Annotated in this window: 22 protein-coding genes; 6 read left to right on the top strand and 16 right to left on the bottom strand. The window is 59.2% G+C overall.

Features of this window, described 5'->3' with window-relative positions; translation table 11 throughout:
- Positions 1 to 93: 93 nt before the first annotated feature.
- Positions 94 to 345 (top strand): hypothetical protein, encoded by a 252-nt coding sequence (locus J3P91_RS07555; RefSeq protein WP_030138335.1) that lies wholly within the window; start codon positions 94 to 96, stop codon positions 343 to 345.
- Positions 346 to 417: 72 nt separating this feature from the next.
- Here J3P91_RS07555 and J3P91_RS07550 read toward each other — a convergent pair whose 3' ends face one another.
- The 11 genes from J3P91_RS07550 to sdhC form a co-directional block, all read right to left on the bottom strand.
- Positions 418 to 1,155, bottom strand: a complete 738-nt coding sequence (locus tag J3P91_RS07550) for a DUF599 domain-containing protein (RefSeq protein ID WP_434603187.1) — start codon at positions 1,153 to 1,155, stop codon at positions 418 to 420.
- 283 nt (positions 1,156 to 1,438) lie between these two features.
- On the bottom strand, positions 1,439 to 2,752 hold the full coding sequence (gene brnQ / locus J3P91_RS07545) for a branched-chain amino acid transport system II carrier protein (protein WP_305496103.1): 1,314 nt from the start codon (positions 2,750 to 2,752) through the stop codon (positions 1,439 to 1,441).
- A 463-nt stretch (positions 2,753 to 3,215) separates the two neighbouring features.
- Positions 3,216 to 4,100: a succinate--CoA ligase subunit alpha gene (gene sucD, locus J3P91_RS07540; RefSeq protein WP_434603185.1), complete on the bottom strand. Its 885-nt coding sequence runs from the start codon at positions 4,098 to 4,100 to the stop codon at positions 3,216 to 3,218.
- A complete protein-coding gene (gene sucC, locus J3P91_RS07535) occupies positions 4,100 to 5,266 on the bottom strand; it encodes an ADP-forming succinate--CoA ligase subunit beta (RefSeq protein WP_305496105.1) in 1,167 nt (388 codons plus the stop codon). The genes sucD and sucC overlap by 1 nt, the downstream gene beginning before the upstream one ends.
- A gap of 196 nt (positions 5,267 to 5,462) precedes the next feature.
- Positions 5,463 to 6,899 carry a dihydrolipoyl dehydrogenase gene (gene lpdA, locus J3P91_RS07530; protein ID WP_434569407.1) on the bottom strand — a complete coding sequence of 479 codons (1,437 nt, stop codon included), beginning with the start codon at positions 6,897 to 6,899 and terminating at the stop codon, positions 5,463 to 5,465.
- Between the two features lie 111 nt (positions 6,900 to 7,010).
- Positions 7,011 to 8,234 carry a 2-oxoglutarate dehydrogenase complex dihydrolipoyllysine-residue succinyltransferase gene (odhB, locus tag J3P91_RS07525; RefSeq protein WP_305496107.1) on the bottom strand — a complete coding sequence of 408 codons (1,224 nt, stop codon included), beginning with the start codon at positions 8,232 to 8,234 and terminating at the stop codon, positions 7,011 to 7,013.
- A gap of 44 nt (positions 8,235 to 8,278) precedes the next feature.
- The gene (locus J3P91_RS07520; protein WP_305496108.1) at positions 8,279 to 11,110 is read right to left on the bottom strand and encodes a 2-oxoglutarate dehydrogenase E1 component; all 2,832 of its coding nucleotides are present in this window, start codon (positions 11,108 to 11,110) and stop codon (positions 8,279 to 8,281) included.
- Between the two features lie 262 nt (positions 11,111 to 11,372).
- Positions 11,373 to 12,077, bottom strand: coding sequence for a succinate dehydrogenase iron-sulfur subunit (locus tag J3P91_RS07515; RefSeq protein ID WP_039594133.1), 705 nt, complete (start codon positions 12,075 to 12,077; stop codon positions 11,373 to 11,375).
- A gap of 11 nt (positions 12,078 to 12,088) precedes the next feature.
- Positions 12,089 to 13,861 carry a succinate dehydrogenase flavoprotein subunit gene (gene sdhA / locus J3P91_RS07510; RefSeq protein WP_434569408.1) on the bottom strand — a complete coding sequence of 591 codons (1,773 nt, stop codon included), beginning with the start codon at positions 13,859 to 13,861 and terminating at the stop codon, positions 12,089 to 12,091.
- A 3-nt stretch (positions 13,862 to 13,864) separates the two neighbouring features.
- A complete protein-coding gene (sdhD, locus tag J3P91_RS07505) occupies positions 13,865 to 14,233 on the bottom strand; it encodes a succinate dehydrogenase, hydrophobic membrane anchor protein (RefSeq protein ID WP_003179222.1) in 369 nt (122 codons plus the stop codon).
- Positions 14,227 to 14,601 carry a succinate dehydrogenase, cytochrome b556 subunit gene (gene sdhC, locus J3P91_RS07500; RefSeq protein ID WP_024780620.1) on the bottom strand — a complete coding sequence of 125 codons (375 nt, stop codon included), beginning with the start codon at positions 14,599 to 14,601 and terminating at the stop codon, positions 14,227 to 14,229. Before sdhC ends, sdhD begins: the two co-directional genes overlap by 7 nt.
- 365 nt (positions 14,602 to 14,966) lie before the next feature.
- Between sdhC and gltA the strand changes: the two genes are divergently transcribed.
- Positions 14,967 to 16,256, top strand: a complete 1,290-nt coding sequence (gene gltA / locus J3P91_RS07495) for a citrate synthase (protein WP_003172803.1) — start codon at positions 14,967 to 14,969, stop codon at positions 16,254 to 16,256.
- 287 nt (positions 16,257 to 16,543) lie between these two features.
- On the opposite strand, the gene J3P91_RS07490 is transcribed toward gltA, so the two are convergent.
- The 3 genes from J3P91_RS07490 to J3P91_RS07480 all read right to left on the bottom strand — a co-directional run bounded on the left by J3P91_RS07490 (position 16,544) and on the right by J3P91_RS07480 (position 19,683).
- Complete coding sequence (locus J3P91_RS07490; protein WP_434569409.1) at positions 16,544 to 18,202, bottom strand: cation acetate symporter; 1,659 nt, start codon at positions 18,200 to 18,202, stop codon at positions 16,544 to 16,546.
- Positions 18,199 to 18,510 carry a DUF485 domain-containing protein gene (locus tag J3P91_RS07485; protein ID WP_434603183.1) on the bottom strand — a complete coding sequence of 104 codons (312 nt, stop codon included), beginning with the start codon at positions 18,508 to 18,510 and terminating at the stop codon, positions 18,199 to 18,201. Before J3P91_RS07485 ends, J3P91_RS07490 begins: the two co-directional genes overlap by 4 nt.
- Positions 18,511 to 18,828: 318 nt before the next feature.
- Positions 18,829 to 19,683, bottom strand: coding sequence for a glycine betaine ABC transporter substrate-binding protein (locus tag J3P91_RS07480; protein ID WP_434569410.1), 855 nt, complete (start codon positions 19,681 to 19,683; stop codon positions 18,829 to 18,831).
- 428 nt (positions 19,684 to 20,111) lie between these two features.
- Between J3P91_RS07480 and J3P91_RS07475 the strand changes: the two genes are divergently transcribed.
- Positions 20,112 to 21,410 carry a serine/threonine protein kinase gene (locus tag J3P91_RS07475; RefSeq protein ID WP_434603181.1) on the top strand — a complete coding sequence of 433 codons (1,299 nt, stop codon included), beginning with the start codon at positions 20,112 to 20,114 and terminating at the stop codon, positions 21,408 to 21,410.
- Positions 21,403 to 22,191, top strand: a complete 789-nt coding sequence (locus J3P91_RS07470) for an MlaA family lipoprotein (protein WP_434603179.1) — start codon at positions 21,403 to 21,405, stop codon at positions 22,189 to 22,191. The genes J3P91_RS07475 and J3P91_RS07470 overlap by 8 nt, the downstream gene beginning before the upstream one ends.
- A gap of 132 nt (positions 22,192 to 22,323) precedes the next feature.
- On the opposite strand, the gene J3P91_RS07465 is transcribed toward J3P91_RS07470, so the two are convergent.
- Positions 22,324 to 23,238, bottom strand: coding sequence for a DUF808 domain-containing protein (locus J3P91_RS07465; protein WP_434603177.1), 915 nt, complete (start codon positions 23,236 to 23,238; stop codon positions 22,324 to 22,326).
- 131 nt (positions 23,239 to 23,369) lie between these two features.
- Between J3P91_RS07465 and J3P91_RS07460 the strand changes: the two genes are divergently transcribed.
- Positions 23,370 to 23,975: a TetR/AcrR family transcriptional regulator gene (locus J3P91_RS07460; protein WP_305496116.1), complete on the top strand. Its 606-nt coding sequence runs from the start codon at positions 23,370 to 23,372 to the stop codon at positions 23,973 to 23,975.
- Positions 23,976 to 24,104: 129 nt separating this feature from the next.
- On the opposite strand, the gene J3P91_RS07455 is transcribed toward J3P91_RS07460, so the two are convergent.
- Entirely contained in the window at positions 24,105 to 24,563 is a 459-nt protein-coding gene (locus J3P91_RS07455) for an REP-associated tyrosine transposase (protein ID WP_434603175.1), read from the bottom strand.
- 171 nt (positions 24,564 to 24,734) lie between these two features.
- Between J3P91_RS07455 and J3P91_RS07450 the strand changes: the two genes are divergently transcribed.
- Positions 24,735 to 26,104 (top strand): IS3 family transposase gene (locus J3P91_RS07450; protein WP_434605022.1). Its coding sequence is split into 2 segments (ribosomal slippage): positions 24,735 to 25,208 and positions 25,211 to 26,104, totalling 1,368 coding nucleotides; the frame shifts between segments, so codons are not numbered across the junction.
- Positions 26,105 to 26,138: the final 34 nt, after the last annotated feature.

The raw sequence follows: 26,138 nt of genomic DNA, 5'->3' as shown, positions 1-26,138 counted from the left end.
CTGCAAAGTTATATATCTAGAGCAAAAGAGGAACTTAACCCGAGGGGGCGCGCTCAAAAGGCCAGTAGTTATATCCATAAGGAGAAACACCCCATGCGTAAGACTTTTGCTATTGCCTTGATGTTGGCCGCCTCCCTCGGTCTCGCTGCCTGCGATAAAAAATCCGAGGACAAGGCTCAAGATGCCAACCAACACGCTGAACAAGCTCAGCAAGACATGAACAAAGCACAGGATAAAGTGAACGACGCGGCGAAAGAAAACGCCGAAGCTGCCAAAGCTCAGTCTGAATCGAACAGTGCCGCCCAGCAGGAACAAGCCCCTGCTACCGCGCCTAAAACCAACTGATACGGTTTCAGTGGTAAAAGAAAACCCGCCTGGTGCGGGTTTTCTTTTACCTGCAATTCGAGAAAACTGCCGTCAAGCCGCTTCCTTGCCGGTTTCGGGCACCGGCGCTTCGGTAGGCGTATAGACCATCACGTCCAGCACATCCGAATGAAACTCGCGTTGATACAACACAAACACCACGCCGGCGCTCATCAGCATGAACAGCCAGGGGCTGACGAACCACGCCAGCATGGTCATGCCGAAATAATAGGCACGCAAGCCGAAGTTGAACTGGTTGGCCGCCATCGAAATGACCCGCGCCGCCCTCGAAGCAAAGGCCTTGCGCTCCAGCTCGGACACATGCCGCTCGCCGATCATTGGCGCCGAACCTACCAGGACCGCGGCGAAGTTGTATTGGCGCATGCACCAGCTGAACGTGAAGAACGCGTAGACGAACACCAGCGCAAGACACAGCAGCTTCACTTCCGCCATGCCTTGGGAGGCCTGTTGTACCAACGGCAGGTCCGCAAGCAGCGATACCGCGCGGTCAGACGCCCCGAGCACGGTCAGGATACCGGCCAGGATGATCAGCGTGCTGGAGGCGAAGAACGACGCGTTGCGCTCCAGGTTGCCGATCACGCTGGCATCGGCAATGCGGTTATCACGCAGCAACATGCGACGCATCCAGTCTTCGCGGTACAGGTGCATCACGCTGGCCAGGCACGCCGTGTCGCGGGCCTTCCAGGAAGCGTAACGGGTGTAGCCGGCCCAGCAGATGATGAACCAGACGGCGGCGAGCAAATGGATCAGGTTGGCTTGGATGAATGACATTCGATTTCCTGTATGTCTGAAACATGACGTCTAAAGCCAGACTTGCCTTGAAATGCAGACCTGTGGGAGCGAGCTTGCTCGCGATAGCGTCGGATCAGTCAGCGATGAAGTGGCCGATAGACTGCTATCGCGAGCAAGCTCGCTCCCACAAGGTTCTGTGCAGGCTTTTCAAGACATTGCTTCGACGTCAGTCCACGGAAAAAGACACTGCACGCCATGAAAAATGCCCCGCATCGATTGATACGGGGCATTTCGTTTTACCGATGGGCCTGCTGGAAGCCGCTTACGCCAACGCTTCGCTGCGCTTGCCCAGCAGTCGATCGCAGACCACTGCGACCACCAGGGTCATGACCGAAGGCACCAGCCAAGCCAGGCCCTGGTCGCTCAACGGCAGGTGGGCCAACTGCGTCGGCAGCCAATCCGCCAGCCCGGCGCCCTTGAGGGCGTCGATCAAGCCGAACAGGAACGACACCAGCATGACCGGGCCGACGATGCGCCCCTGCTCATGCCAGAAGTCCTTGCAGAAGCTCAGGGCGACCAATGCGATGCAAGGCGGATAGATCGCGGTCAGGACCGGAATCGAGAAAGCGATCAGCTTGGTCAGCCCGAGATTGGACACCAGCAGCGAAAACGCCGCGAGGATGATCACCAGCGTCTTGTAGGACAGCGGCAAGACGCGGCTGAAGTACTCGGCGCAGGCGCAGGTCAGGCCAACCGCCGTCACCAGGCACGCCAGGGAGATCAGTACCGCAAGGAAGCCGCTGCCCAGGCTGCCGAAGGTATGTTGCACGTAGGCATGCAAGACGGCCGCGCCGTTGGTCGCGCCCGCGGCAACTTCATGGCTGCCCGAACCCAGGCGGAACAGGCTGACATAGACCAGCGCCAGCCCCACCCCGGCGATAAGCCCAGCGATGATGGCGTAGCGGGTGATCAATGCCGGAGACTCGACCCCTCGGGAACGGATGGCGTTGACGATGACGATGCCGAACACCAAGGCACCGAGGGTATCCATGGTCAGGTAGCCATTGATGAAGCCTTGGGAAAACGGCGCCGCCACATATTCGGGAGTCGCCACGCCGATGTCGCCCGCCGGCAGGGCAAACGCGGCGATGCCCAGCACTGCCAGGGCGATGATTTTCAGCGGCGCGAGAAAGCGCCCGACGGTGTCCAGCAAGCGGCCCGGATAAAGCGAGATGAAGAACACCACCAGAAAGTACACCGCGCTGTACAGGAACAACGCCAACGGGCTCTCGCCGGTCAGCGGTGCCAGGCCGACTTCGAACGATACGGTAGCGGTTCGCGGGGTGGCGAACAGCGGGCCGACCGCCAGGTAGCACACCGCTGCCAGCAAACCACCGGCGATCTTGCCGATGGGGCTGCTCAAGGCGTCCATCGCGCCGCCGACCTTGGCCAGCGCAACGACCGTGATCACCGGCAGCCCGACCGCCGTGATGAGAAAGCCCAGCGCCGCCATCCAGACATGAGGCCCGGACTGCAAACCGACGATAGGCGGGAAGATGATGTTGCCGGCCCCGACGAACAGGGCAAATGTCATGAAACCAAGCGCCAGGATGTCCTGGCCTTTCAACACTTTCATTAAGGAAACCACACTACTGAATCGGAATTTAGAGAGGGATTTCCCTTATGGGTGAGGGAAATGCTGCCGATCCGTATGAGACCGACCCGTTTAGCGCGTCGCTTCCTTGTGGGCAGCGGTCGCAAAAATGGCTGCTAGCCTAACGAATTCAAGTGAAAAACGCACTGTTACAGGGCGAACTATCCGATACACGACATTGCTGTGTCGCATTTACGTATCTATTTTTCGGCTCGCGCCTATTCTCCAAGCTACCTATCCCCCGTGGCGAGGGAGCTTGCTCCCGCTGGGCTGCGCAGCGGCCCTCATTCAGGCGCCTGTATTTATTCAGACAAAATGCGCTGTCCAGTTTACGACTGCTACGCAGCCGAGCGGGAGCAAGCTCCCTCGCCACAAGAGCGAACCAGAAACGACAAAGGCCACCCGAAGGTGGCCTTTGTTGCTGGAACGAAGGGTCAGCCGAAGCTTACTTCTTCATTTCCCAGCCAGTCAGCTCGGCCAGGGCCTTGCCGATGTCTGCCAGCGAACGCACGGTTTTCACGCCGGCGTCTTGCAGCGCGGCGAACTTCTCGTCCGCAGTGCCTTTGCCGCCGGAGATGATTGCACCCGCATGGCCCATGCGCTTGCCCGCAGGGGCAGTCACACCAGCAATGTAGGAAACGACCGGCTTGGTCACGTTTGCCTTGATGTAGGCAGCGGCTTCTTCTTCAGCGGAACCGCCGATCTCACCGATCATGACGATCGCTTCGGTCTTCGGGTCTTCCTGGAACAGCTTCAGGATGTCGATGAAGTTGGAGCCTGGGATCGGGTCACCGCCGATGCCGACGCAAGTGGACTGACCGAAACCGGCGTCAGTGGTCTGCTTCACGGCTTCGTAGGTCAGGGTGCCGGAACGGGAAACGATACCGACCTTGCCTGGCAAGTGAATGTGACCTGGCATGATGCCGATCTTGCATTCGGCTGGAGTGATCACGCCTGGGCAGTTAGGGCCGATCAGGGTAACACCCAGCTCGTCGCACTTGACCTTGGCATCCAGCATGTCCAGGGTAGGAATGCCTTCGGTGATGCAGACGATCAGCTTGATGCCGCCGAATGCTGCTTCCAGGATGGAGTCCTTGCAGAAAGGAGCTGGAACGTAGATCACGCTGGCGGTGGCGCCAGTGGCAGCTACAGCGTCTTTCACGGTGTTGAACACTGGCAGGCCCAGGTGCTCGGTGCCGCCTTTGCCCGGCGTTACACCGCCGACCATCTGGGTGCCGTATTCGATGGCTTGCTGGGTGTGGAAGCTACCTTGCGAACCGGTAATGCCCTGGCAGATAACCTTGGTGTCTTTGTTGATCAGGACGCTCATTATTTGCCCTCCGCAGCTTTGACGACTTGTTGAGCAGCGTCGGTCAGGCTGGTAGCAGCGATGATGTTCAAACCGCTTTCTGCCAGTACTTTAGCGCCCAGTTCAGCGTTGTTGCCTTCAAGGCGCACAACAACCGGGATTTTCACGCCGACTTCTTTCACGGCGCCAATGATGCCTTCGGCAATCATGTCGCAGCGAACGATGCCGCCGAAGATGTTGACCAGTACTGCAGCGACGTTGGAGTCGGACAGGATGATCTTGAACGCTTCGGTAACGCGTTCCTTGGTAGCACCGCCGCCCACGTCGAGGAAGTTGGCTGGCTTGCCGCCATGCAGGTTGACGATGTCCATGGTACCCATGGCCAGGCCGGCACCGTTGACCATGCAGCCGATGTTGCCTTCCAGCGCTACGTAGTTCAGTTCGAACTTGGCAGCGTGCGCTTCGCGCGGATCGTCCTGCGACGGATCGTGGAAAGTCTTCAGCTTAGGCTGACGGTACATGGCGTTGGCGTCGATGTTGATCTTGGCATCGAGGCAGTGCAGATCGCCGTCGGCCTTGATCACCAGCGGGTTCACTTCCAGCAGGGCCAGATCGTGATCCTGGAACAGTTTGGCCAGGCCAACGAAGATCTTGGCGAACTGGGCAACCTGCTTGCCTTCCAGGCCCAGCTGGAAAGCCAGCTCGCGACCCTGGAATGGCTGTGCGCCAACCAGTGGATCGATGGTGGCCTTGAGGATTTTCTCAGGGGTGTCGTGAGCGATTTTCTCGATGTCCACGCCACCTTCGGTGGAAGCCATGAACACGATGCGGCGGCTCGAACGGTCAACGACAGCGCCCAGGTACAGCTCTTTAGCGATATCAGTGCACGATTCAACCAGGATCTTGGTGACTGGCTGACCGTTGGCGTCAGTCTGGTAAGTCACCAGACGCTTGCCCAGCCACTGCTGTGCGAAGGCTTTGGCGTCTTCTTTGCTGCGAACCAGCTTGACGCCGCCCGCTTTACCGCGACCACCGGCGTGAACCTGGGCTTTGACAACCCATTCGCTGCCGCCGATCTTGTCGCAAGCTTCTGCTGCCGCTTCCGGGGTGTCTACCGCGTAACCGGTGGATACTGGCAGGCCGTACTCAGCGAACAGCTGCTTACCCTGATACTCGTGAAGATTCATGCTTATTACCGTCTTCGTTAGGTACTGCGCATTCGGTGCTGCACCGTTGTGGTGCCGCACCACCTGTGACTGCTGCTTGCGTAGCGTTCCGGTTAACCGGTGCCGCTACGCAAGACTGCGTCCAGCGGACATTCCGCGGTGAGTCTTGCACGCAAGGCTCGCGACGGGCCGCACCGCCGTGGTTTCTTATTATCCGTTAACGCTTCTTGCGGTTGGCCACGTGGATGGCGCCGCCATTCACGGCCAGGGCCGCTTCGTGCAAGGCTTCGGACAGGGTCGGATGGGAGAAGACCATCATGCCCAGGTCCTCAGCGCTGGTGCCGAATTCCATACCGATCGCGCCTTGCTGTACCAGCTCGGCAGCGCTTGGGCCAATGACGTGCACGCCCAATACGCGGTCGGTCTTGGCGTCGGCGATGACTTTCACGAAACCGCCGGTGTCGTTGGCTGCCATGGCGCGGCCGCTGGCGGCGAACGGGAAGGTGCCGACGTTAACTTCAACGCCTTCGGCTTTCAAGGCCTGCTCGGTTTTACCGACCCATGCGATTTCCGGGTGGGTGTAGATAACCGATGGGATCAGGTCGTAGTTCATCTGGGCCTTGTGACCCTTGATGCGCTCGACAACCATGATGCCTTCTTCGGATGCCTTGTGCGCCAGCATCATGCCGCGAACCACGTCACCGATGGCGAAGACGCCCGGCACGGCGGTTGCGCAATGGTCATCGACCGCGATGAAGCCGCGCTCGTCGATTTCCACGCCGCAATCGGCGGCCAGCAGGTCAGTGGTCACCGGACGACGGCCGACCGCTACGATCAGCTTGTCGAAAGTGATGGTCTGTTCGCCGTTGGCGTCGGTGTAGTTGACCACGACTTCTTCGCCGTTGACCTTGGAGCCGGTCACGCGAGCGCCCAGCTTGATGTCCAGGCCTTGCTTGGTCAGGGTTTTCAGCGCTTCCTTGGAAACCGCGGTGTCGGCGGCCATCAGGAAGGTGTCGAGGGCTTCGAGCACGGTCACTTCAGCGCCCAGGCGCGACCATACCGAACCCAGCTCCAGGCCGATCACGCCAGCGCCGATCACGCCCAGGCGTTTTGGCACGGTCTGGAATTCCAGGGCACCGGTGGAGTCGACGATGACGTTCTGGTCGACCGGAGCCGGCGGGATGTCGATCGGACGCGAGCCTGGCGCCAGGATGACGTTTTCGGCTTCGATCACTTCAACCGAGCCGTCCGGCTTGGTCACTTCGACTTTCTTGCCCAGCAGCAGCTTGCCGTGCCCTTCGATGGAAGTCACGCCGTTGGCCTTGAACAGGGTGGCAACACCGCTGGTCAGGTTCTTGACGATGCCGGCCTTGCGGCCAACCATCGCGGCGACGTCCATTTTCACTTCACCGGTAGAGATACCGTGAACGTTGAAGCTTTCTTTCGCTTCCTTGTATTTCCAGGAGCTGTCCAGCAGCGCCTTGGAAGGAATGCAACCGACGTTCAGGCAAGTACCGCCCAAGGCTTGCTTGCCTTCCTTGTCGGTGTATTTCTCGATGCAGGCAGTGGTAAGGCCCAGTTGCGCAGCCTTGATGGCCGCTACGTAGCCGCCAGGGCCCGCACCAATCACTACCACGTCGAATTTCTGAGTCATGAGTCATTCCTTTTCGAATCAAACCGGACGGTCACTTGTGGTGACCGTCGAGGGACGAAACCGGTTGTTTCAGCAAGAGGCCGGTCAACAGACCGGCCCTCGCGGCGAAAATCAGATATCCAGCAGCAGACGAGCCGGATCTTCAAGCAGGTTCTTGATGGTGACCAGGAACGTCACGGCTTCTTTGCCGTCGATCAGGCGGTGATCGTAGGACAGTGCCAGGTACATCATCGGACGAATCACGACTTGACCATTGATCGCCATCGGACGCTGCAGAATGTTGTGCATGCCGAGGATAGCCGCTTGTGGCGGGTTGACGATCGGGGTCGACATCATCGAACCGAATGTACCACCGTTGGTGATGGTGAACGTACCGCCGGTCATCTCTTCGATGGACAGCTTGCCGTCACGGGCCTTCTTGCCGAAGGTGGCGATGCCGCCTTCGATTTCGGCCAGGCTCATCAGCTCGGCGTTGCGCAGTACCGGAACCACCAGGCCACGGTCGCTGGAGACCGCGACACCGATGTCGGCGTAGCCGTGGTAGACGATGTCGGAACCGTCGATCGACGCGTTGACGGCCGGGAAGCGTTTCAGCGCTTCGGTGGCAGCCTTGACGAAGAACGACATGAAGCCCAGGCGTACGCCGTTGTGGGACTTCTCGAACAGATCCTTGTACTTCGAACGCAGGGCCATGACTTCGGTCATGTCGACTTCGTTGAAAGTGGTCAGCATCGCCATGTTCGACTGGGCTTCGACCAGACGCTCGGCAACCTTGGCACGCAGGCGGGTCATCGGTACGCGTTTTTCCACGCGGTCGCCGGCAGCGAACACTGGTGCAGAAGCGGCAGGCGCGGCAGGCTTGGCTGGTGCTGCGGCCGGTGCGGCTTTCTTGGCGGCAACAGCTGCAACCACGTCTTCCTTGGTCACACGACCACCCTTGCCGGTGCCGGCAACGGAAGCGATGTTGATACCGTTCTCTTCAGCCAGCTTGCGAGCAGCAGGGGCAGCGACTGGATCGTCTTCGCCCGATGCAGCAGGAGCAGCGGCCTGAGCGGCAGCCGGTGCAGCAGCAGCGGCTGGAGCGGCGGCGGCAGCGCCGCCCTCTTCGATCGAGCCCAGGACCTGGTTCGACAGAACGGTAGCGCCCTCTTCGGCAATGATTGCGCCCAGCACGCCGTCGGCTTCGGCCAATACTTCCAGCACGACCTTGTCGGTCTCGATGTCGACGATCAGGTCGTCACGCTTGACGGCCTCGCCTGGTTTCTTGTGCCAGGTGGCAACGGTGCCATCGGCAACCGATTCCGGGAATGACGGGGCTTTGATTTCGATAGCCATTATCTGTGGGTCCTTAAAATTCGGTTTCAGTCAGCACGAAGGCGTTAAACAGTGAAGGCATCTTGCAGCAGTTTTTCCTGCTGCTCGGCGTGCATCGACGCATAACCACACGCAGGGGCAGCAGAAGCGTCACGACCGGCGTACTCCAGGCCCAGGGCCTTGTTATGGTTGCCGATGCTGCGACGCAGATGATGCTGGCTGCTGTACCACGCGCCCTGGTTCATCGGTTCTTCCTGACACCACACCACGTGGGTGAGGTTGGTGTAAGGCGCGATGGCCTCCATCAGGTCGTCTTCCGGGAACGGGTAGAGCTGCTCGATACGCACGATGGCGATGTCTTCGCGGCCTTCGGCACGACGTTTTTCCAGCAGATCGTAGTAGACCTTGCCGCTGCACAGGATCAGGCGAGTCACCTTTGCCGCGTCCAGGGTATCGATTTCCGAGATAACGGTCTGGAAGGAGCCTTCGGCCAGGTCTTCGAGCGTAGAAATCGCCAGCTTGTGCCGCAACAGCGACTTGGGCGTCAGCACGATCAGCGGCTTGCGCAGCGGACGGATGACTTGACGACGCAGCAGGTGGTAGATCTGCGCCGGGGTCGTCGGTACGCAAACCTGGACGTTGTGCTCGGCGCACAATTGCAGGTAACGCTCCAGACGTGCCGAAGAGTGCTCCGGCCCCTGCCCTTCATAACCGTGTGGCAGCAGCATGGTCAGGCCGCAGAGACGACCCCACTTGTGCTCGCCGCTGGTGATGAACTGGTCGACTACCACCTGGGCACCGTTGGCGAAGTCGCCGAACTGGGCTTCCCAGATCACCAGCGCATTCGGCTCGGTGGTGGAATAGCCATATTCGAACGCCAGGACGGCTTCCTCGGACAGCAGCGAATCGTACAGGTCGAAACGTGGCTGGCCTTTGTACAGGTGTTGCAGCGGGATGTAGGTGCTGGCGTCTTTCTGGTTGTGCAGCGCCGCGTGGCGGTGCGAGAAAGTACCGCGGCCTACGTCCTGGCCGGTGATGCGAATCGGGTGACCTTCGAACGCCAGGGTCGCGTACGCCATGGTTTCGGCGTAACCCCAGTTGATCGGCAGGCCGCCGGCTTGCATCTTCTGGCGGTCTTCGTAGATCTTCGCAACCTGGCGCTGGACCACGAAGCCTTCCGGGATTTCCAGCAGCTTGGCCGACAGTTCCTGCAAGGTCTTGAGATCGAAGCGCGTGTCGTGACGCGCGGTCCAGGCGTGGCCCAGATAAGGACGCCAGTCCACGAACAGTTCCTTGTTCGGTTCCTTGACCAGGCTTTTTACAACGTGCAGGCCGTTGTCCAGGGCGTTGCGATATTCATCGACTTTTTCCTGGACGCGCGCGGCATCCAGAACGCCGCTCTGGGTCAGGCGATCGGCGTACAGCTCGCGGGTGGTGCGCTGCTTGGCGATCTGCTGGTACATCAGTGGCTGAGTACCGCTTGGCTCGTCGGCCTCGTTGTGGCCGCGACGACGGTAGCAGACCAGGTCGATCACCACGTCGCGCTTGTACTGCATGCGGTAGTCGATGGCCAGCTGGGTCACGAACAGCACGGCTTCCGGGTCATCACCATTCACATGGAGAATCGGCGCCTGGATCATTTTCGCGACGTCGGTAGCGTACTCGGTGGAACGCGAGTCCAGCGGGTTGCTGATGGTGAAACCGACCTGGTTGTTGATGACGATGTGAACCGTACCGCCAGTCTTGAAGCCGCGGGTCTGCGACATCTGGAAGGTTTCCATGACCACGCCCTGACCGGCGAATGCCGCGTCACCGTGGATGGAAATCGGCAGGACTTTTTCACCGGTCGGGTCGTTGCGACGATCCTGGCGGGCACGGACCGAACCCTCGACCACCGGGGAAACGATTTCCAGGTGGGACGGGTTGAAGGCCATGGCCAGGTGGACTTCGCCACCGGTGGTCATCACGTTGGACGAGAAGCCCTGGTGGTATTTCACGTCACCGGAACCCAGCTCGACCTTCTTCTTGCCTTCGAACTCGTCGAACAGCTCACGCGGGTTTTTGCCGAAGGTGTTGACCAGTACGTTCAGGCGACCACGGTGGGCCATGCCGATGACGACTTCCTTGGTACCGTAGGAGCCGGAACGCTGGATCAGCTCGTCGAGCATCGGAATCAGGCTTTCGCCGCCTTCCAGGCCGAAACGCTTGGTGCCCGGGTATTTGGTACCCAGGTATTTCTCCAGACCTTCACCGGCGGTGACGCGCTCGAGCAAGTGGCTCTTGATGTCGGCGGAGTACGTCGGACGGCCACGAACGCTTTCCAGACGCTGCTGGAACCACTGGCGCTGCTCGGAATCGGTGATGTGCGTGAATTCAGCGCCGATGGTGCGGCAATATGTCTGCTGCAACGCTTCGTGAATTTCGCGTAGGCTCGCTTCCTCTTTGCCGATGAACAGGTCGCCGGCACGGAAGGTCGTATCAAGATCGGCATTGGTCAAGCCGTAATGAGTGATCGACAGGTCTGCAGGTGCAGGACGCTGCCACAGCCCCAGCGGGTCCAGCTGGGCTGCCTGGTGGCCGCGCATCCGGTAGGCCTGGATCAGTCGCAGTACTTCAACTTGCTTCTTCTCATGCTCGGAGCTCACGCTGCCGGCAGACACCGGTTGGGCGCGGCGCTGGTTCTTTGCCAGCAGCACGAAATGATCGCGAATCGTCGAGTGCGAAACATCGGTGGCAGAGTTACCGTCAGCCGGCAACTTCTGAAAGTAGGTGCGCCATTCTTCTGGCACAGCGTTAGGGTCGTGCAGGTAGAGCTCGTAGAGCTCTTCCACATAGGCAGCGTTACCACCGGAGAGGTGGGCACTGTTCCACATGCGCTGCATCACGCTTTCTTGCATGCTTGGTCACCCTCGATTAGGGGAACACCACCGGCGAAAACACCGAGCAAACTTGCAGAAGTCCGAGTGCAGCGACTAAAACAAGCCACTTAGGATCACGCTGATAGTCCGGGTACCAGCCCGGATGCCCCTGCTTGTCTCATTTCTTCAAAATAAGAACGGCCGCTTTGTGAGTGGCTGTTCTGGTTATAGCCAGGACGTGGGTTGAAGCCCACGCCCTCGCCTTTACGGGTACAGCGGTTCTACGGGTACAGCAGCTGAATCACACGCCGTTTTGCAGCAGCATGTTACGTACGTGACCGATGGCCTTAGTCGGGTTCAGGCCTTTCGGGCAGACGTTGACGCAGTTCATGATCCCGCGGCAGCGGAATACGCTGAACGGGTCATCCAGTGCGGCCAGACGCTCGGACGTCTTGGTGTCACGGCTGTCTGCCAGGAAGCGATACGCTTGCAGCAGGGCGGCCGGGCCCAGGAATTTGTCCGGGTTCCACCAGAACGATGGGCACGAGGTCGAGCAGCAGGCGCACAGGATGCACTCGTACAGACCGTCGAGCTTTTCACGCTCTTCAGGAGACTGCAGACGCTCGATGGCCGGAGCCGGCGTGTCGTTCTGCAGGAATGGCTTCACCTTCTCGTATTGCTTGTAGAAGATGCTCATATCGACGACCAGGTCACGGATGACCGGCAGGCCTGGCAGCGGCCGAACGATCAGCTTGTTGCCCTTGACCACGGCCGACAGCGGCGTGATGCAGGCCAGGCCGTTCTTGCCGTTGATGTTCATGCCGTCGGAGCCGCAAACGCCCTCGCGGCACGAGCGACGATAGGAAAAACCTTCGTCCTGCTCTTTGATCAAGGCCAGCACGTCCAGCACCATCAGGTCTTTACCACCGGTATCGACCTGGAAGTCCTGCATGAACGGCGCGGCGTCCTGATCAGGGTTGTAGCGATACACACTGACTTGCAACATAGCGGTCACCCTTAATAAGTCCGGACTTTAGGTTCGAAAGTCGGAACAGTCTTCGGCGAGAAGTTCACGGCACGCTTGGTAACGCGCTTATCACCCGGGAAGTACAAGGTGTGGCACAGCCAGTTTTCGTCGTCACGGTCTTCATAGTCTTCGCGGGCGTGGGCACCACGGGACTCTTTACGCACTTCAGCCGCGATGGCGGTGGCTTCGGCCACTTCCAGCAGGTTCTGCAGTTCCAGCGCTTCGATACGGGCAGTGTTGAACGCCTGCGACTTATCGTTGATCTTCACGTTGGCGATTCGTTCACGCAATTGCGCCAGCTGGGCAATACCCTTCTGCATGTATTCGCCGGTACGGAACACACCGAAGTAGTTCTGCATGCAGCTTTGCAGCTCGCGACGCAGGGTGGCGACGTCTTCGCCTTCGGTACGCTCGTTGAGACCGGCCAGACGCTTGAGCGCCACGTCGATGTCGGTGTCGCTGGCGTCGCGGTATTCGATACCGTCGGTCAGCGCTTTTTCCAGGTGCAGACCGGCAGCGCGGCCGAATACCACCAGGTCGAGCAGCGAGTTGCCGCCCAGGCGGTTGGCACCGTGCACCGATACGCACGCCACTTCACCCACTGCGAACAGGCCAGGGATGATTTCGTCCACGCCTTCGGCGTTCTGGGTGATTGCCTGGCCATGAATGTTGGTGGCAACGCCGCCCATCATATAGTGGCAGGTTGGAACCACTGGAACCGGCGCAACGACTGGATCGACGTGAGCGAAGGTCTTGGACAGTTCGCAGATGCCTGGCAAGCGGCTGTGCAGCACTTCTTCGCCGAGGTGGTCGAGCTTGAGCATCACGTGGTCGCCGTTCGGGCCACAGCCGTTACCGGCAATGATCTCTTTAACCATCGAACGAGCCACGACGTCACGACCGGCAAGGTCCTTGGCGTTCGGAGCATAACGCTCCATGAAACGCTCGCCGTGCTTGTTGATCAGGTAACCGCCTTCACCACGGCAGCCTTCGGTGACCAGTACACCAGCGCCGGCGATGCCGGTCGGGTGGAACTGCCACATTTCGATGTCCTGCACCGGCACGCCGGCACGCAGGGCCATGCCGACGCCGTCACCGGTGTTGATCAGGGCGTTGGTGGTGGACGCGTAGATACGGCCCGCGCCGCCGGTCGCCAGCACGGTGGCCTTGGCGCGGATGTAGGTGGTTTCGCCGGTTTCGATGCAGATCGCGATCACGCCGACAAAGGCACCGTCCTGGTTCTTCACCAGGTCAACGGCGTAGTACTCGTTCAGGAACGTGGTACCGGCCTTCAGGTTGCCCTGGTAAAGGGTGTGCAGCAGTGCGTGACCGGTACGGTCGGACGCCGCGCAAGTACGTGCAGCCTGGCCGCCCTTGCCGTAGTCCTTGGACTGGCCACCGAACGGACGCTGGTAGATGCGGCCGGTTTCGGTACGCGAGAACGGCAGGCCCATGTGGTCCAGCTCGAACACGGCGGCCGGGCCTTCCTGACACATGTATTCGATAGCGTCCTGGTCGCCGATGTAGTCGGAACCCTTGACGGTATCGTACATGTGCCAGCGCCAGTCATCGTTCGGGTCGGCCGAAGCGATGGCGCAAGTGATGCCACCCTGGGCGGAAACGGTGTGCGAACGCGTCGGGAAAACCTTGGTGATCACGGCAGTCTTGTGACCGCCCTGTGCCAGTTGCAGCGCTGCGCGCATGCCGGCACCGCCACCACCAATGATGATGGCGTCGAAAGAAATCGTTGGAATGTTAGCCATGAATCAGATACCCCAGAGAATCTGCACACCCCAGACGAAGTAAGCGAACATCGCAACGCCGCATACTGCCTGGAAGAGGAAACGTACGGCAGTCGCCGACTTGCCGAACGCCATCTGCGTCAGGTAGTCGGTCGCGATGGTCCACATGCCGACCCAGGCGTGAGCGCCGAGTGCGACAAGTGCCAGCAGACTGAAGATACGCATCCAGTTGTTTGCAAACAGTTCGTGCCATTGGGCATAGCCCAGGCCGGGGTTGGCTACCACATATCCGATCAGGAAGATGAAATAAGCCGCGAGAACGACCGCAGAGACACGCTGCGCCATCCAGTCATAGAGGCCCGAACGCGAAAGGTTCGTGACGTTGGTTACCATATCCAGACTCCTGCCAGAACGATTACCACCACGGAAACGGCGATAACGATTTTCGAGCCCAGCTTGCCGCCTTCCAGCGTCTCACCGATGCCCATGTCCATGATCAAGTGGCGCACGCCGGCTACCAGGTGATACAGCAAGGCGGACAGGATGCCCCAAATCACTAGCTTGGCTAGCGGACTGGTCAGACACGCTTTCACCTGACCGAAGCCTTCTTCCGAATCGAGCGACTTGTCCAATGCATAAAGCATGATGGCCAGGCTGACGAAGAGGATGACACCGGAAATACGGTGAAGAATGGACGTGTAAGCAGTGACTGGGAGTTTGATGGTCCTTAGGTCTAGGTTTACAGGTCGTTGGCTTTTCACGGCTTTTTTTTCACACTGAAGAGCCCCTAACAATCAGGGCAAAGTTGTTGGGGCGCGCACTGGTCAGGTACTCACCACCCAGGGAGTGACGACCCCCAAGAAAGCAGGCCCAAAAGCCCCTGGCGGTCGGTGGCCGAGTATAGACAGTTAGGCTACTAATGACAACGCGTTCACCTTCCCCTAATAGCGCATTGCACATGCAGGGCAAAAGGCGTAAACGGCAGGCAATTTCGCGGAAAAAGTCCGGTTAAAGCCTTCTGGAGCAAGACTTTAGGCAAATTGACATTCGGATTTATCTCACTATAGTGGTGCGGGCCCTGCGTGGGGGGTCTGTCTGATGATTCCAAGCATTAATAGGAGGCCACATGGCTGACAAAAAAGCGCAGTTGATCATCGAGGGCGCAGCCCCCGTCGAGCTGCCCATTTTAACCGGCACCGTTGGTCCCGATGTAATCGACGTACGGGGCCTGACGGCCACGGGCCGTTTCACCTTTGACCCAGGTTTCATGTCGACCGCCTCGTGCGAGTCGAAAATCACCTATATCGACGGCGACAACGGCATCCTGCTGCACCGCGGCTACCCGATCGAGCAACTGGCTGAAAAATCGGACTACCTGGAAACCTGCTACCTGCTGCTCAACGGCGAGCTGCCAACCGCAGAGCAAAAGGCCCAGTTCGTCAGCACCGTGAAGAACCACACCATGGTTCACGAGCAGTTGAAGACCTTCTTCAACGGCTTCCGTCGCGATGCTCACCCGATGGCCGTCATGTGCGGTGTTGTCGGCGCCCTCTCGGCCTTCTACCACGACTCCCTGGACATCAATAACCCCCAGCATCGCGAAATCTCCGCGATCCGCCTGGTGGCGAAGATGCCGACCCTGGCAGCCATGGTCTACAAGTACTCCATGGGCCAGCCCATGATGTACCCGCGCAACGACCTGACCTATGCAGAGAACTTCCTGCATATGATGTTCAACACCCCGTGCGAGATCAAACCGATCAGCCCGGTGCTCGCCAAGGCCATGGACCGCATCTTCATCCTCCATGCCGACCACGAGCAGAACGCCTCCACGTCCACCGTGCGCCTGGCCGGCTCGTCGGGTGCCAACCCGTTCGCCTGTATCGCCGCCGGTATCGCCGCGCTCTGGGGCCCTGCCCACGGCGGCGCGAACGAAGCGGTACTGACCATGCTCGATGAAATCGGCGATGTCTCGAACATCGACAAGTTCATCGCCAAGGCCAAGGACAAGAACGATCCGTTCAAGCTGATGGGCTTCGGTCACCGGGTCTACAAGAACCGCGACCCGCGCGCCACCGTCATGAAGCAGACCTGCGACGAAGTGCTTAAGGAACTGGGGATCAAGAACGATCCGCAACTCGAACTGGCCATGCGCCTGGAAGAGATCGCCCTGACCGACCCGTACTTCATCGAGCGCTCGCTGTACCCGAACGTCGACTTCTACTCGGGGATCATCCTCAAGGCGATCGGCATCCCGACCAGCATGTTCACCGTGATCTTCGCCCTGGCGCGGACCGTCGGCTGGATCTCCCACTGGAAGGAAATGCTCTCCAGCCCGTACAAGATCGGCCGCCCGCGCCAGCTGTACACCGGCTACGAGTCGCGTGACATCACCAAGCTGGAAGACCGCAAGTAAGGCTTGCCTTGCAGTAAGTCTCAAGCTGCACCGGAACAGCCCCTGCTTCTTATAAAGAGCAGGGGCTGTTTTGTTTATGCCTTCAAAAAGCTTAGTGTCAGGACCGGCCTCTTCGCGAGCAGGCTCGCTCCCACAAGGATCGCATACCACTGTGGGAGCGAGCCTGCTCGCGAAGGCGTCCTCACAGACAACGCAAACATCACATGCAAAAAAATACCCCGGCCTCTCGACCGGGGTATTTCTTCAAACACAACGCTTCAACTTGAAGCTTTCAACTTCCAGCTGCCTCAGTGATTCACCGCCCCACTCGCCCCCAGGCCAGTCTGCGAACGCACGAATTGCGGGAAGAACAGCGCCCGCTCGTTTGCACCTTCAGCCGACTTGTCGGTGATGGAGAAGAACCAGATGCCGACGAACGCAATGGCCATCGAGAACAGCGCTGGGTATTCGTACGGGAAGATCGCCTTCTCGTGACCCATGATCTGCACCCAGATGGTCGGACCGAGCACCATCAGGCCCACGGCACTGACCAGGCCCAGCCAGCCGCCGATCATCGCGCCACGGGTGGTCAGTTTCTTCCAGTACATCGAAAGCAGCAGTACCGGGAAGTTGCAGCTCGCCGCGATGGAGAACGCCAGGCCCACCATGAACGCGATGTTCTGCTTCTCGAACAGGATGCCCAGGCCGATCGCCAGCACCGCCAGACAGATAGTGGTGATTTTCGAAACCCGAATCTCATCCTTCTCGTTGGCCTTGCCTTTCTTGATCACGCTGGCGTACAGGTCATGGGACACCGCCGAGGCACCGGCCAGGGTCAGGCCCGCTACCACCGCCAGGATGGTCGCGAACGCCACCGCCGAGATGAAGCCCAGGAAGATGCTGCCGCCAACCGCGTTGGACAGATGCACCGCCGCCATGTTGTTGCCGCCCAGCAAGGCACCTGCCGCGTCCTTGAAGGCCGGGTTGGTGCTGACCAGCAGGATCGCGCCGAAGCCGATGATGAAGGTCAGGATGTAGAAGTAGCCGATGAAGCCGGTGGCATACAGCACGCTCTTGCGAGCTTCTTTGGCGTCGCTCACGGTGAAGAAGCGCATCAGGATATGGGGCAGGCCAGCGGTACCGAACATCAGCGCCAGGCCGAGGGAGAAGGCCGAGATCGGATCCTTCACCAGGCCGCCAGGGCTCATGATCGCTTCACCTTTAGGGTGAACCTTGACCGCTTCGGCAAACAGCATGTTGAAGTCGAAGTTGACGTGCTTCATCACCATCAGCGCCATGAACGAAGCACCCGACAGCAACAGCACGGCCTTGATGATCTGTACCCAGGTGGTGGCCAGCATGCCGCCGAACAGCACGTAGAGGCACATCAGGATACCGACCAGGATCACCGCAACGTGGTAGTCCAGGCCGAACAGCAGCTGGATCAGCTTGCCGGCACCGACCATTTGCGCGATCAGGTAGAACGCCACCACCACCAGCGAGCCGCAGGCGGACAGACTGCGGATCTGGGTTTGCCCGAGGCGATAGGATGCCACGTCGGCAAAGGTGTATTTACCCAGGTTGCGCAGACGCTCGGCGATCAGGAACAGAATGATCGGCCAGCCCACCAGGAAGCCGATGGAGTAGATCAGGCCGTCATAACCGGACGTGAACACCAGCGCGGAAATACCCAGAAAGGACGCCGCCGACATGTAGTCGCCGGCAATCGCCAGGCCATTCTGGAAGCCGGTGATCTTGCCGCCGGCCGCATAGTAGTCGGCCGCCGAGTTGTTTTTCTTGGATGCCCAGTAGGTGATGTACAGAGTCGCGCCGACGAAGGCCACGAACATCAGGATAGCCGCGACGTTGAGGGGTTGTTTCTGCACAGCCCCCGCCACGGCATCAGCCGCCCAGACGCTCGGTGCGAACGCAGCGATGCTCAAAAGAGCCAGTAGACGCCGGATCATTGCTGAGCCTCCTTGAGAATCGCATTGTTCAGGTCGTCGAACTCGCCATTGGCGCGTCGTACATAAATGCCGGTCAGGACAAAAGCCGAGAGAATCAGGCCGATCCCGATGGGAATGCCCCAGGTGATGGTGGACTCCGGGGATATCTTGGCCCCGAGAATGTGCGGCCCGTAGGCAATCAGCAGGATGAATCCCGAGTAAAGCCCTAGCATGATCGCCGAGAGAATCCAGGCGAACTTTTCCCTTTTACTCACCAGCTCCTTGAAGCGCGGGCTGTTTTGTATCGAGAGGTAAATGCTGTCGTTCATTGTTTTTATCCTCGCAGCACAGATTTAAGTTGGAACGACCCTACTCTATGCGGCTCAAGGCCAGGTTCCAGACGACCTTAGTATTAGAACGACATGACGGTTTTGCCAGTTTCCCGCAATTTTCCGCAGTTCCCCCTCCTGTGGGAGCGAGCTTGCTCGCGATAGCGGCGTGTCTGCTTGCATCTCTATTGAACGTTGCGCCGTCATCGCGAGCAAGCTCGCTCCCACAAGGGAATCGTGGAGAACTAAGGAATCGCGGGCACAAAAAAACCGCATGAACAACTCATGCGGTTTTTCGGAACAGTCAGACCAGGCCCATTACTTACCGGTCCACTCCTTCACGCGGTCCGGGTGCTTGGCAACCCAATCCTTCGCGGCGGCGTCCGGCTTGGCGCCTTCCTGGATCGCCAGCATGACTTCGCCGATTTCGTCTTTCGAGGCCCACTGGAACTTCTTCAGGAACTCGACCACTTCCGGCGCCTTGGTAGCCAGCTCCTTGCTGCCGATGCTGTTTACGGTTTCAGCCGCGCCGTAGACGCCTTTTGGGTCTTCCAGGAAGCGCAGTTTCCACTTGGCGAACATCCAGTGCGGCACCCAACCGGTGACGGCGATGGACTCGTTCTTCTTCTCGGCACGGGTCAGCTCGGCGATCATGCCGGCGCCGGAGCTGGCCTTGAGTTGATAACCGGTCAGGTCGTAGTCCTTGATCGCCTGTTCGGTCTTGAGCATCACGCCTGAACCGGCGTCGATGCCGACGATGCGTTTCTTGAAGGAATCGTCGGTCTTGAGGTCTTCCAGCGACTTGGCCTTGACGTACTCTGGCACGATCAGGCCGATCTTGGCGTCCTTGAAGTTCGGGCCGTAGTCGACCACGTTGTCCTTGTTTTTCGTCCAGTAGTCACCGTGAGTCACCGGCAGCCAGGCCGAAAGCATTGCATCGAGCTTGCCGGTGGCCACGCCCTGCCACATGATCCCGGTCGCCACCGCTTGCAGCTTCACGTCATAACCGAGTTTCTGCTTGATCACTTCGGCCGCCACATGGGTGGTCGCGACGCTGTCGGACCAGCCGTCGACATAACCAATGCTCAGGGTTTTGGTTTCGGCGCTGGCCAGGGTGGAGCTGATCGCCAGTACCAGTGCGGCACCTGCGCCCAAGAGTCGTCGCATCTTCATCGTTACTTCCCCGAAAGTGCTGCGCCCGACGGATGCCGAGCAGCGTCAACGTATTGTTATGGTGCACAGCGCCCCCATCACGCTCACCTGCAAACCGGTTCGAACGCCAGTGGAGTACTGACAGGCTGATCATCAACCTGCGCCGATCTGGAACCTGCTCTGTCTGCGACGCTGAGGCAGCGAGAAACGACATCAGAAAGCCAGCAAGCCAATCCCGGCGTTTCAGACCGCGGATTTCGATCAAATCTTGCATGCCTGAACCAGGCGAGCCGCCAGGTCACTAGCGGTCACCACGCCTCAACGTGTATCGTCCCGCTACTATCGCGACCCGTCCGCGCTTGTTTTGCAGCCGTCATGGCACTTGGCTTCACTTCGGTGGTCATAGGCTGCGAACTTCATTCGGCACCTTCCTCTTAAGGGATCCAGACATGCTCCGTTCCTTGCGCTTCGCTGCCCTCGCCGGCGGCCTTATCCTGAGTGCGTCCGCGCTGGCGGTGGATGTCGACGCCGCCAGCTATGGCTACCCCTTGACCAACCCGTTCGAGGCGACCATCGCCACCACGCCGCCGGACCTGCGCCCGGAGCTGCCGCTCAATGAGGACATCAACCAGTCGGACCAGAGCCTGACCCTGCGTCCGGAGCGCGAATTCATCCTGCCGGACAATTTCTGGCCGGTGAAAAGCCTCACCTACCGCATGGCTACCCAGGACAAACCCGCGCCGCTGATCTTCCTGATCGCCGGCACCGGCGCGCGGTATGACAGCACGCTCAATGAGTATTTGAAGCGCCTCTACTACAAGGCCGGCTACCACGTGGTGCAGTTGTCCTCGCCCACCAGTTTCGATTTCATGAGTGCCGCTTCGCGCTTCGCCACGCCAGGCATCACCAAGGAAGACGCCGAAGACATGTACCGCGTGATGCAGGCCGTGCGCGCGCAAAATCCGAAAGTGCCCGTCACCGAGTACTACCTGACCGGCTACAGCCTCGGCGCCCTGGACGCGGCCTTCGTTGCGCACCTGGACGAGACCCGGCGCAGTTTCAACTTCAAGAAAGTCCTGTTGCTGAACCCGCCAGTAAACCTCTACACCTCGATCACCAACCTGGACAAGCTGGTCCAGACCGAGGTCAAGGGCATCAACAGCACCACGACATTCTATGAACTGGTGCTGAACAAGCTGACCCGCTACTTCCAGCAGAAAGGCTACATCGATCTCAACGATGCGTTGCTCTATGACTTCCAGCAGTCCAAGCAACACCTGACCAACGAACAGATGGCGATGCTGATCGGCACCTCGTTCCGTTTCTCGGCGGCCGACATCGCCTTTACCTCGGACCTGATCAACCGTCGCGGCCTGATCATCCCGCCGAAGTTCCCGATCACTGAAAGCACCAGCCTGACGCCGTTCCTCAAGCGCGCGCTGCAATGCGATTTCGACTGCTACCTCACCGAGCAGGTGATCCCGATGTGGCGTGCGCGCACAGACGGCGGCAGCCTGTTGCAACTGGTCGACCAGGTCAGTCTCTACGCGCTGAAGGATTATCTGCAGACCAGCACGAAAATCGCGGTGATGCACAACGCCGACGATGTGATTCTCGGCCCGGGCGACCTCGGCTTCCTACGCAAGACTTTTGGCGACCGCCTGACCGTTTATCCACTGGGCGGCCATTGCGGCAACCTTAACTATCGCGTCAACAGCGACGCCATGCTGGAGTTCTTCCGTGGCTAAATACCTCCTGCTTATCGCCGCGTTAATGAGTGCGGGCATGGTCCACGCCGATAACAGCAAGGCCAATGCGCCCGTGGTGGTGGATTCGGACGGCTTCAAGGAGCCGCTGACCAAACTCAAGTTCAACCCCGGCCTGGACCAGCGCGAATTCGAACGCTCGACGCTCAACGCCTTGAACGTCTACGACCCGCTGGAATCGTGGAACCGCCGCGTCTACCACTTCAACTACCGCTTTGACGAATGGGTCTTCCTGCCCGTCGTCGACGGCTATCGCTACGTCACTCCGAGCTTCGTGCGCACCGGCGTCAGCAATTTCTTCAACAACCTGGGCGACGTGCCGAACCTGATGAACAGCCTGCTGCAATTGAAGGGCAAGCGTTCGATGGAAACCACGGCGCGCCTGCTCCTCAATACCACCGTCGGCATCGCCGGCCTCTGGGATCCGGCCACGGCCATGGGCCTGCCGCGCCAGAGCGAGGACTTCGGCCAGACCCTGGGCTTCTATGGTGTGCCCGGCGGCGCGTATTTCGTGCTGCCGATCTTCGGCCCTTCGAACCTGCGCGACACGTCGGGCCTGCTGGTGGACTACACCGCGGAATCGGCGATCAACTTCCTGAACGTCTCAGAAGTCAGCTCCAACCACCCGGAACTGCTGCTGTTGCGCGGCGTGGACAGGCGCTACCAGACCAGCTTCCGCTACGGGCAGCTGAACTCGCCGTTCGAGTATGAGAAGGTGCGGTACGTGTATACCGAGTCGCGCAAGTTGCAGATCGCCGAGTAACTTGCGAACACCATAGAACCCATTGTGGGAGCGAGCTTGCTCGCGATGGCGTCGGTTCAGCTATATTTGCATTGGCTGATACACCGCTATCGCGAGCAAGCTCGCTCCCACAGTTGTTTTGTGTTGCCGGACTCAGCCTTTCAGCACTTTCCAGATTTTGCCCACCACGAGCACACCCGCCAACACTGCAGCTCCCGCGACAATCCCCGCCACCGCATTGAGCAGCATCGGCACGATGAACCCGGCGCCGCCGGCACCAGCCGCCACGCCTTCGATCCAGTGATGCACCGCCGGTACGCCATGGGTCAGGATGCCGCCGCCCACCAGGAACATCGCTGCCGTACCGATCACCGACAGGCTTTTCATCATGTAGGGCGCGGCGCGCAGGATGGCGCCGCCGATGCTTTTGGCGGCCTGGCCAGGCTTTTGGGTCAGCCACAAGCCCAGGTCATCGAGCTTGACGATCCCCGCCACCAGGCCGTACACGCCGACAGTCATGACAATCGCAATGCCCGACAGCACGATAACCTGCTGGGTCAGCGGCGCATCAGCGACAGTGCCAAGGGTGATGGCGATGATTTCCGCCGAGAGAATGAAGTCGGTGCGAACCGCGCCTTTGATCTTGTCCTTTTCGAAGGCCACCAGGTCCACCGCCGGGTCGGCCACCGCCTCCACCAGTTGCGCATGCCCGGCCTGGTCTTCAGCCTTGCTGTGAAGGAACTTGTGGGCGAGTTTTTCGAACCCTTCGAAACACAGGTAGGCGCCACCCACCATCAACAGGGGTGTCACCAGCCAAGGCACGAAGGCACTGATTGCCAGCGCCGACGGCACCAGGATCAGCTTGTTGATGAAGGAACCCTTGGCCACCGCCCAGACCACCGGCAGCTCCCGCTCGGCCCGCACGCCGGAGACTTGCTGGGCATTGAGCGCCAGGTCATCGCCGAGCACGCCGGCAGTTTTCTTGGCGGCCATCTTGGTCATCAGCGCCACATCGTCGAGCACGGTGGCGATGTCGTCGATCAAAACCAGCAAACTGCTTCCAGCCATGGAGGGGCTCCTTGAACAATAATGCTGCGCAGCATACCGCGAGCGGCGCCACCTTGGGGCATTCTTGAGCGGCCCGCGAGGCCGGTGCTACCATGCGCCACCGCCAGAATCGGCAAGGAACCCCAGGGTTTATGAGCACTATCCGCGAGCGCAACAAAGAACTGATCCTGCGTGCCGCCAGCGAAGAGTTTGCCGACAAGGGCTTCGCCGCGACCAAAACCAGCGACATCGCGGCCAAGGCGGGCCTGCCCAAACCCAACGTCTATTACTACTTCAAATCCAAGGAGAACCTCTACCGCGAGGTCCTGGAAAGCATCATCGAGCCGATCCTCCAGGCCTCCACGCCCTTCAACGCTGACGGCGAGCCGGGCGAAGTATTGAGCCACTACATCCGCTCCAAGATCCGCATCTCCCGCGACCTGCCCTTCGCCTCGAAAGTCTTCGCCAGTGAAATCATGCACGGCGCCCCGCACCTCAGCGCCGACCTGGTCGAACAACTCAACGCCCAGGCCCGGCACAACATCGACTGCATCCAGACCTGGATCGACCGCGGCCAGATCGCCCCCATCGACCCCAACCACCTGATGTTCAGCATCTGGGCCGCCACCCAGACCTACGCCGATTTCGACTGGCAGATCAGCGCCGTGACCGGCAAGGCCAAGCTCGACGAAGCGGATTACGAAGCGGCGGCGCAGACGATTATCCGGTTGGTTTTGAAGGGGTGTGAGGTGGGCTGATAGACCGTGTTGCCCTTATCGCGAGCAAGCTCGCTCCCACAGGGAATCCAGGTTGCCAGCAGAGCCTGTATTCACCACAAAACCCTGTGGGAGCGAGCTTGCTCGCGATGAAGGCCACTCGATTTCAAGTCAAAGCCAGATGGCATCCCACAATGGATAGTCGCCAAGCCGCTTCACCAGGCCTGCCCGCAGTGGGTTGGCGACGACATAGCGCGCCATAACTATCAATCCATCCTCCTGCCTCCATGCTCGGTCATGGTATCCCGGCTGCCAAAGGCTGCCTCTATAGCCGGTGGATATGTTTACTGCCCGAGCGCTCAAGGACTTGGTCTTTTGCATCAACTCGTTCAGTGAGCTTTGTTGCAACTCAACCAGCCAATGAAAATGATCCGGCATGACCACCCAGGCTAATGACTTTGCCCATCGTTTATCCTCAGCACATCGAAATTGTTCAACGACTAATCTGCCTAAAGCGAAATCGTGGAAGACGGGCTTTCGACCAGCCGTGTTAGTGGTCAATAAATAGATTCGATTCAACTCACCGTAGCGGCCGGTTCGCAAGCGATGTGAAGCGGGTAAATCAGACATTCCTGCGCCTCCAATGATCAGGTCATCAAAGGCTAGGCCAGCGGATTTTGAACGCCGGACAGACTCTTCGCAGGATGTGTCGGGTAGATCGTCATCGCGAGCAAGCTCGCTCCCACATTGTGGACTGCACCCCAAAAGTTGGACACCAACCTGACTTTTGGCGGTGTTTCCATGGGCAAATTTTCGCTTCAGTTCAAAATTACGGCGATTGAGGCTTATATCAATGGCAATGAAGGCTTTCGAAAGGTAGCTCACCGCTACTTGATCGACTACAGCCTGCTTCGGCGCTGGGTCGCCACCTATCAGGCTCGAGGCAGTGCTGGGCTGCAATCGCATGGTCACCATTACAGCGCGGCCTTTAAACGCTCAGTCATCCAATGCATGCAAAAAGAGCGGCTCTCACATCGGGAAGTCGCCGCGCGGTTCGGGCTCGGTCAGTCCTCGCAGGTGGGCATTTGGGAGCGGCAGTACTACAGTGGCAGTCTTCCTGCCCTGATCGTACCCAAGAGAAAAAAGGCTGTTGTCATGCCCAAAAAAACGCCTGTCCCTGATCACTCCCAACCCGTAGACGACGATTCGAAGAGCCGAGAGCAACTGAAGGCCGAACTCGAGTACCTACGTATGGAGAACGCTTACCTAAAAAAGCTCGAAGAGGTAAGGGAAGCTTCGAAGAGGAGTCGCCCCGGGAAAAAACCATCTCCGTAATGGCGTTGAGATCCAGGTTTCCTCTGGACAGTCTGCTGAAGTTAGCCAATCTGGCCCGCAGCACGTTCTATTACCAGGCCAGCGCCCTTCAGAAACCTGACAAATATGCCTCGCTGAAAACAAAGATCTGCGACCTCTACGACCAGCACGAAGGGCGATTTGGCTATCGCCGCATCGCTTTGGCACTTCAAAAGAAAGAGCCGGTCAGTGAAAAAATGATTCAGCGCCTGATGGAGCGCATGGGCCTTAAATCCTTGGTGCGCCCAAAAAAATATCGATCTTATAGAGGGCAAGTTGGAACCGTCGCGGCGAATCTTCTGGAGCGTAATTTCGTCGCGCAACGGCCCAATCAGAAGTGGGTAACGGACGTCACCGAGTTCAAAGTCGGGTCAAAGAAGCTCTATTTGTCGACGGTAATGGACTTGTACAACGGCGAGATCATTGCCTATGAAACAGCCCCGCGCCCATGCTTTGCCTTGGTGACTGGAATGCTGGAAAAGGCCTTCGAGCGCCTGCAAGGGCCGGCTCATCTGCTGCTGCACTCTGACCAGGGCTGGCAGTATCAGCAACCTCGCTATCAGCATGCACTGAAGCAACGCGGCATAAAGCAGAGCATGTCACGTAAGGGAAATTGCCTCGACAACGCGGCGATGGAGAGTTTTTTCGGCACCCTGAAATCCGAGTTTTTCTACCTGAAACGCTTTGAAAATCTGGAAGAGCTGAATGTAGGGCTGGACGAGTACATCAGTTATTACAATCATGAGCGGATCAAATCGAAGCTCGGTGGACTGAGCCCCGTGGAATACAGGACTCAATCCGTGGGCATGTGGCAGTAGACCGTCCAACATTTTGGGGTCAGTCCATTGGATT

Source organism: Pseudomonas sp. Z4-7 (genome assembly GCF_051131965.1).
Classification (GTDB): domain Bacteria; phylum Pseudomonadota; class Gammaproteobacteria; order Pseudomonadales; family Pseudomonadaceae; genus Aquipseudomonas.
This window is presented reverse-complemented; position numbering and strand designations above follow the sequence as displayed.

Excerpts from the sequence above, each read along its gene's own strand:
- J3P91_RS07555 (WP_030138335.1), top strand. The coding sequence starts at position 94 with ATGCGTAAGACTTTTGCTATTGCCTTGATGTTGGCCGCCTCCCTCGGT.
- J3P91_RS07550 (WP_434603187.1), bottom strand. The coding sequence starts at position 1,155 with ATGTCATTCATCCAAGCCAACCTGATCCATTTGCTCGCCGCCGTCTGG.
- brnQ (WP_305496103.1), bottom strand. The coding sequence starts at position 2,752 with ATGAAAGTGTTGAAAGGCCAGGACATCCTGGCGCTTGGTTTCATGACA.
- sucD (WP_434603185.1), bottom strand. The coding sequence starts at position 4,100 with ATGAGCGTCCTGATCAACAAAGACACCAAGGTTATCTGCCAGGGCATT.
- sucC (WP_305496105.1), bottom strand. The coding sequence starts at position 5,266 with ATGAATCTTCACGAGTATCAGGGTAAGCAGCTGTTCGCTGAGTACGGC.
- lpdA (WP_434569407.1), bottom strand. The coding sequence starts at position 6,899 with ATGACTCAGAAATTCGACGTGGTAGTGATTGGTGCGGGCCCTGGCGGC.
- odhB (WP_305496107.1), bottom strand. The coding sequence starts at position 8,234 with ATGGCTATCGAAATCAAAGCCCCGTCATTCCCGGAATCGGTTGCCGAT.
- J3P91_RS07520 (WP_305496108.1), bottom strand. The coding sequence starts at position 11,110 with ATGCAAGAAAGCGTGATGCAGCGCATGTGGAACAGTGCCCACCTCTCC.
- J3P91_RS07515 (WP_039594133.1), bottom strand. The coding sequence starts at position 12,077 with ATGTTGCAAGTCAGTGTGTATCGCTACAACCCTGATCAGGACGCCGCG.
- sdhA (WP_434569408.1), bottom strand. The coding sequence starts at position 13,861 with ATGGCTAACATTCCAACGATTTCTTTCGACGCCATCATCATTGGTGGT.
- sdhD (WP_003179222.1), bottom strand. The coding sequence starts at position 14,233 with ATGGTAACCAACGTCACGAACCTTTCGCGTTCGGGCCTCTATGACTGG.
- gltA (WP_003172803.1), top strand. The coding sequence starts at position 14,967 with ATGGCTGACAAAAAAGCGCAGTTGATCATCGAGGGCGCAGCCCCCGTC.
- J3P91_RS07490 (WP_434569409.1), bottom strand. The coding sequence starts at position 18,202 with ATGATCCGGCGTCTACTGGCTCTTTTGAGCATCGCTGCGTTCGCACCG.
- J3P91_RS07485 (WP_434603183.1), bottom strand. The coding sequence starts at position 18,510 with ATGAACGACAGCATTTACCTCTCGATACAAAACAGCCCGCGCTTCAAG.
- J3P91_RS07480 (WP_434569410.1), bottom strand. The coding sequence starts at position 19,683 with ATGAAGATGCGACGACTCTTGGGCGCAGGTGCCGCACTGGTACTGGCG.
- J3P91_RS07475 (WP_434603181.1), top strand. The coding sequence starts at position 20,112 with ATGCTCCGTTCCTTGCGCTTCGCTGCCCTCGCCGGCGGCCTTATCCTG.
- J3P91_RS07465 (WP_434603177.1), bottom strand. The coding sequence starts at position 23,238 with ATGGCTGGAAGCAGTTTGCTGGTTTTGATCGACGACATCGCCACCGTG.
- J3P91_RS07460 (WP_305496116.1), top strand. The coding sequence starts at position 23,370 with ATGAGCACTATCCGCGAGCGCAACAAAGAACTGATCCTGCGTGCCGCC.
- J3P91_RS07455 (WP_434603175.1), bottom strand. The coding sequence starts at position 24,563 with ATGTCTGATTTACCCGCTTCACATCGCTTGCGAACCGGCCGCTACGGT.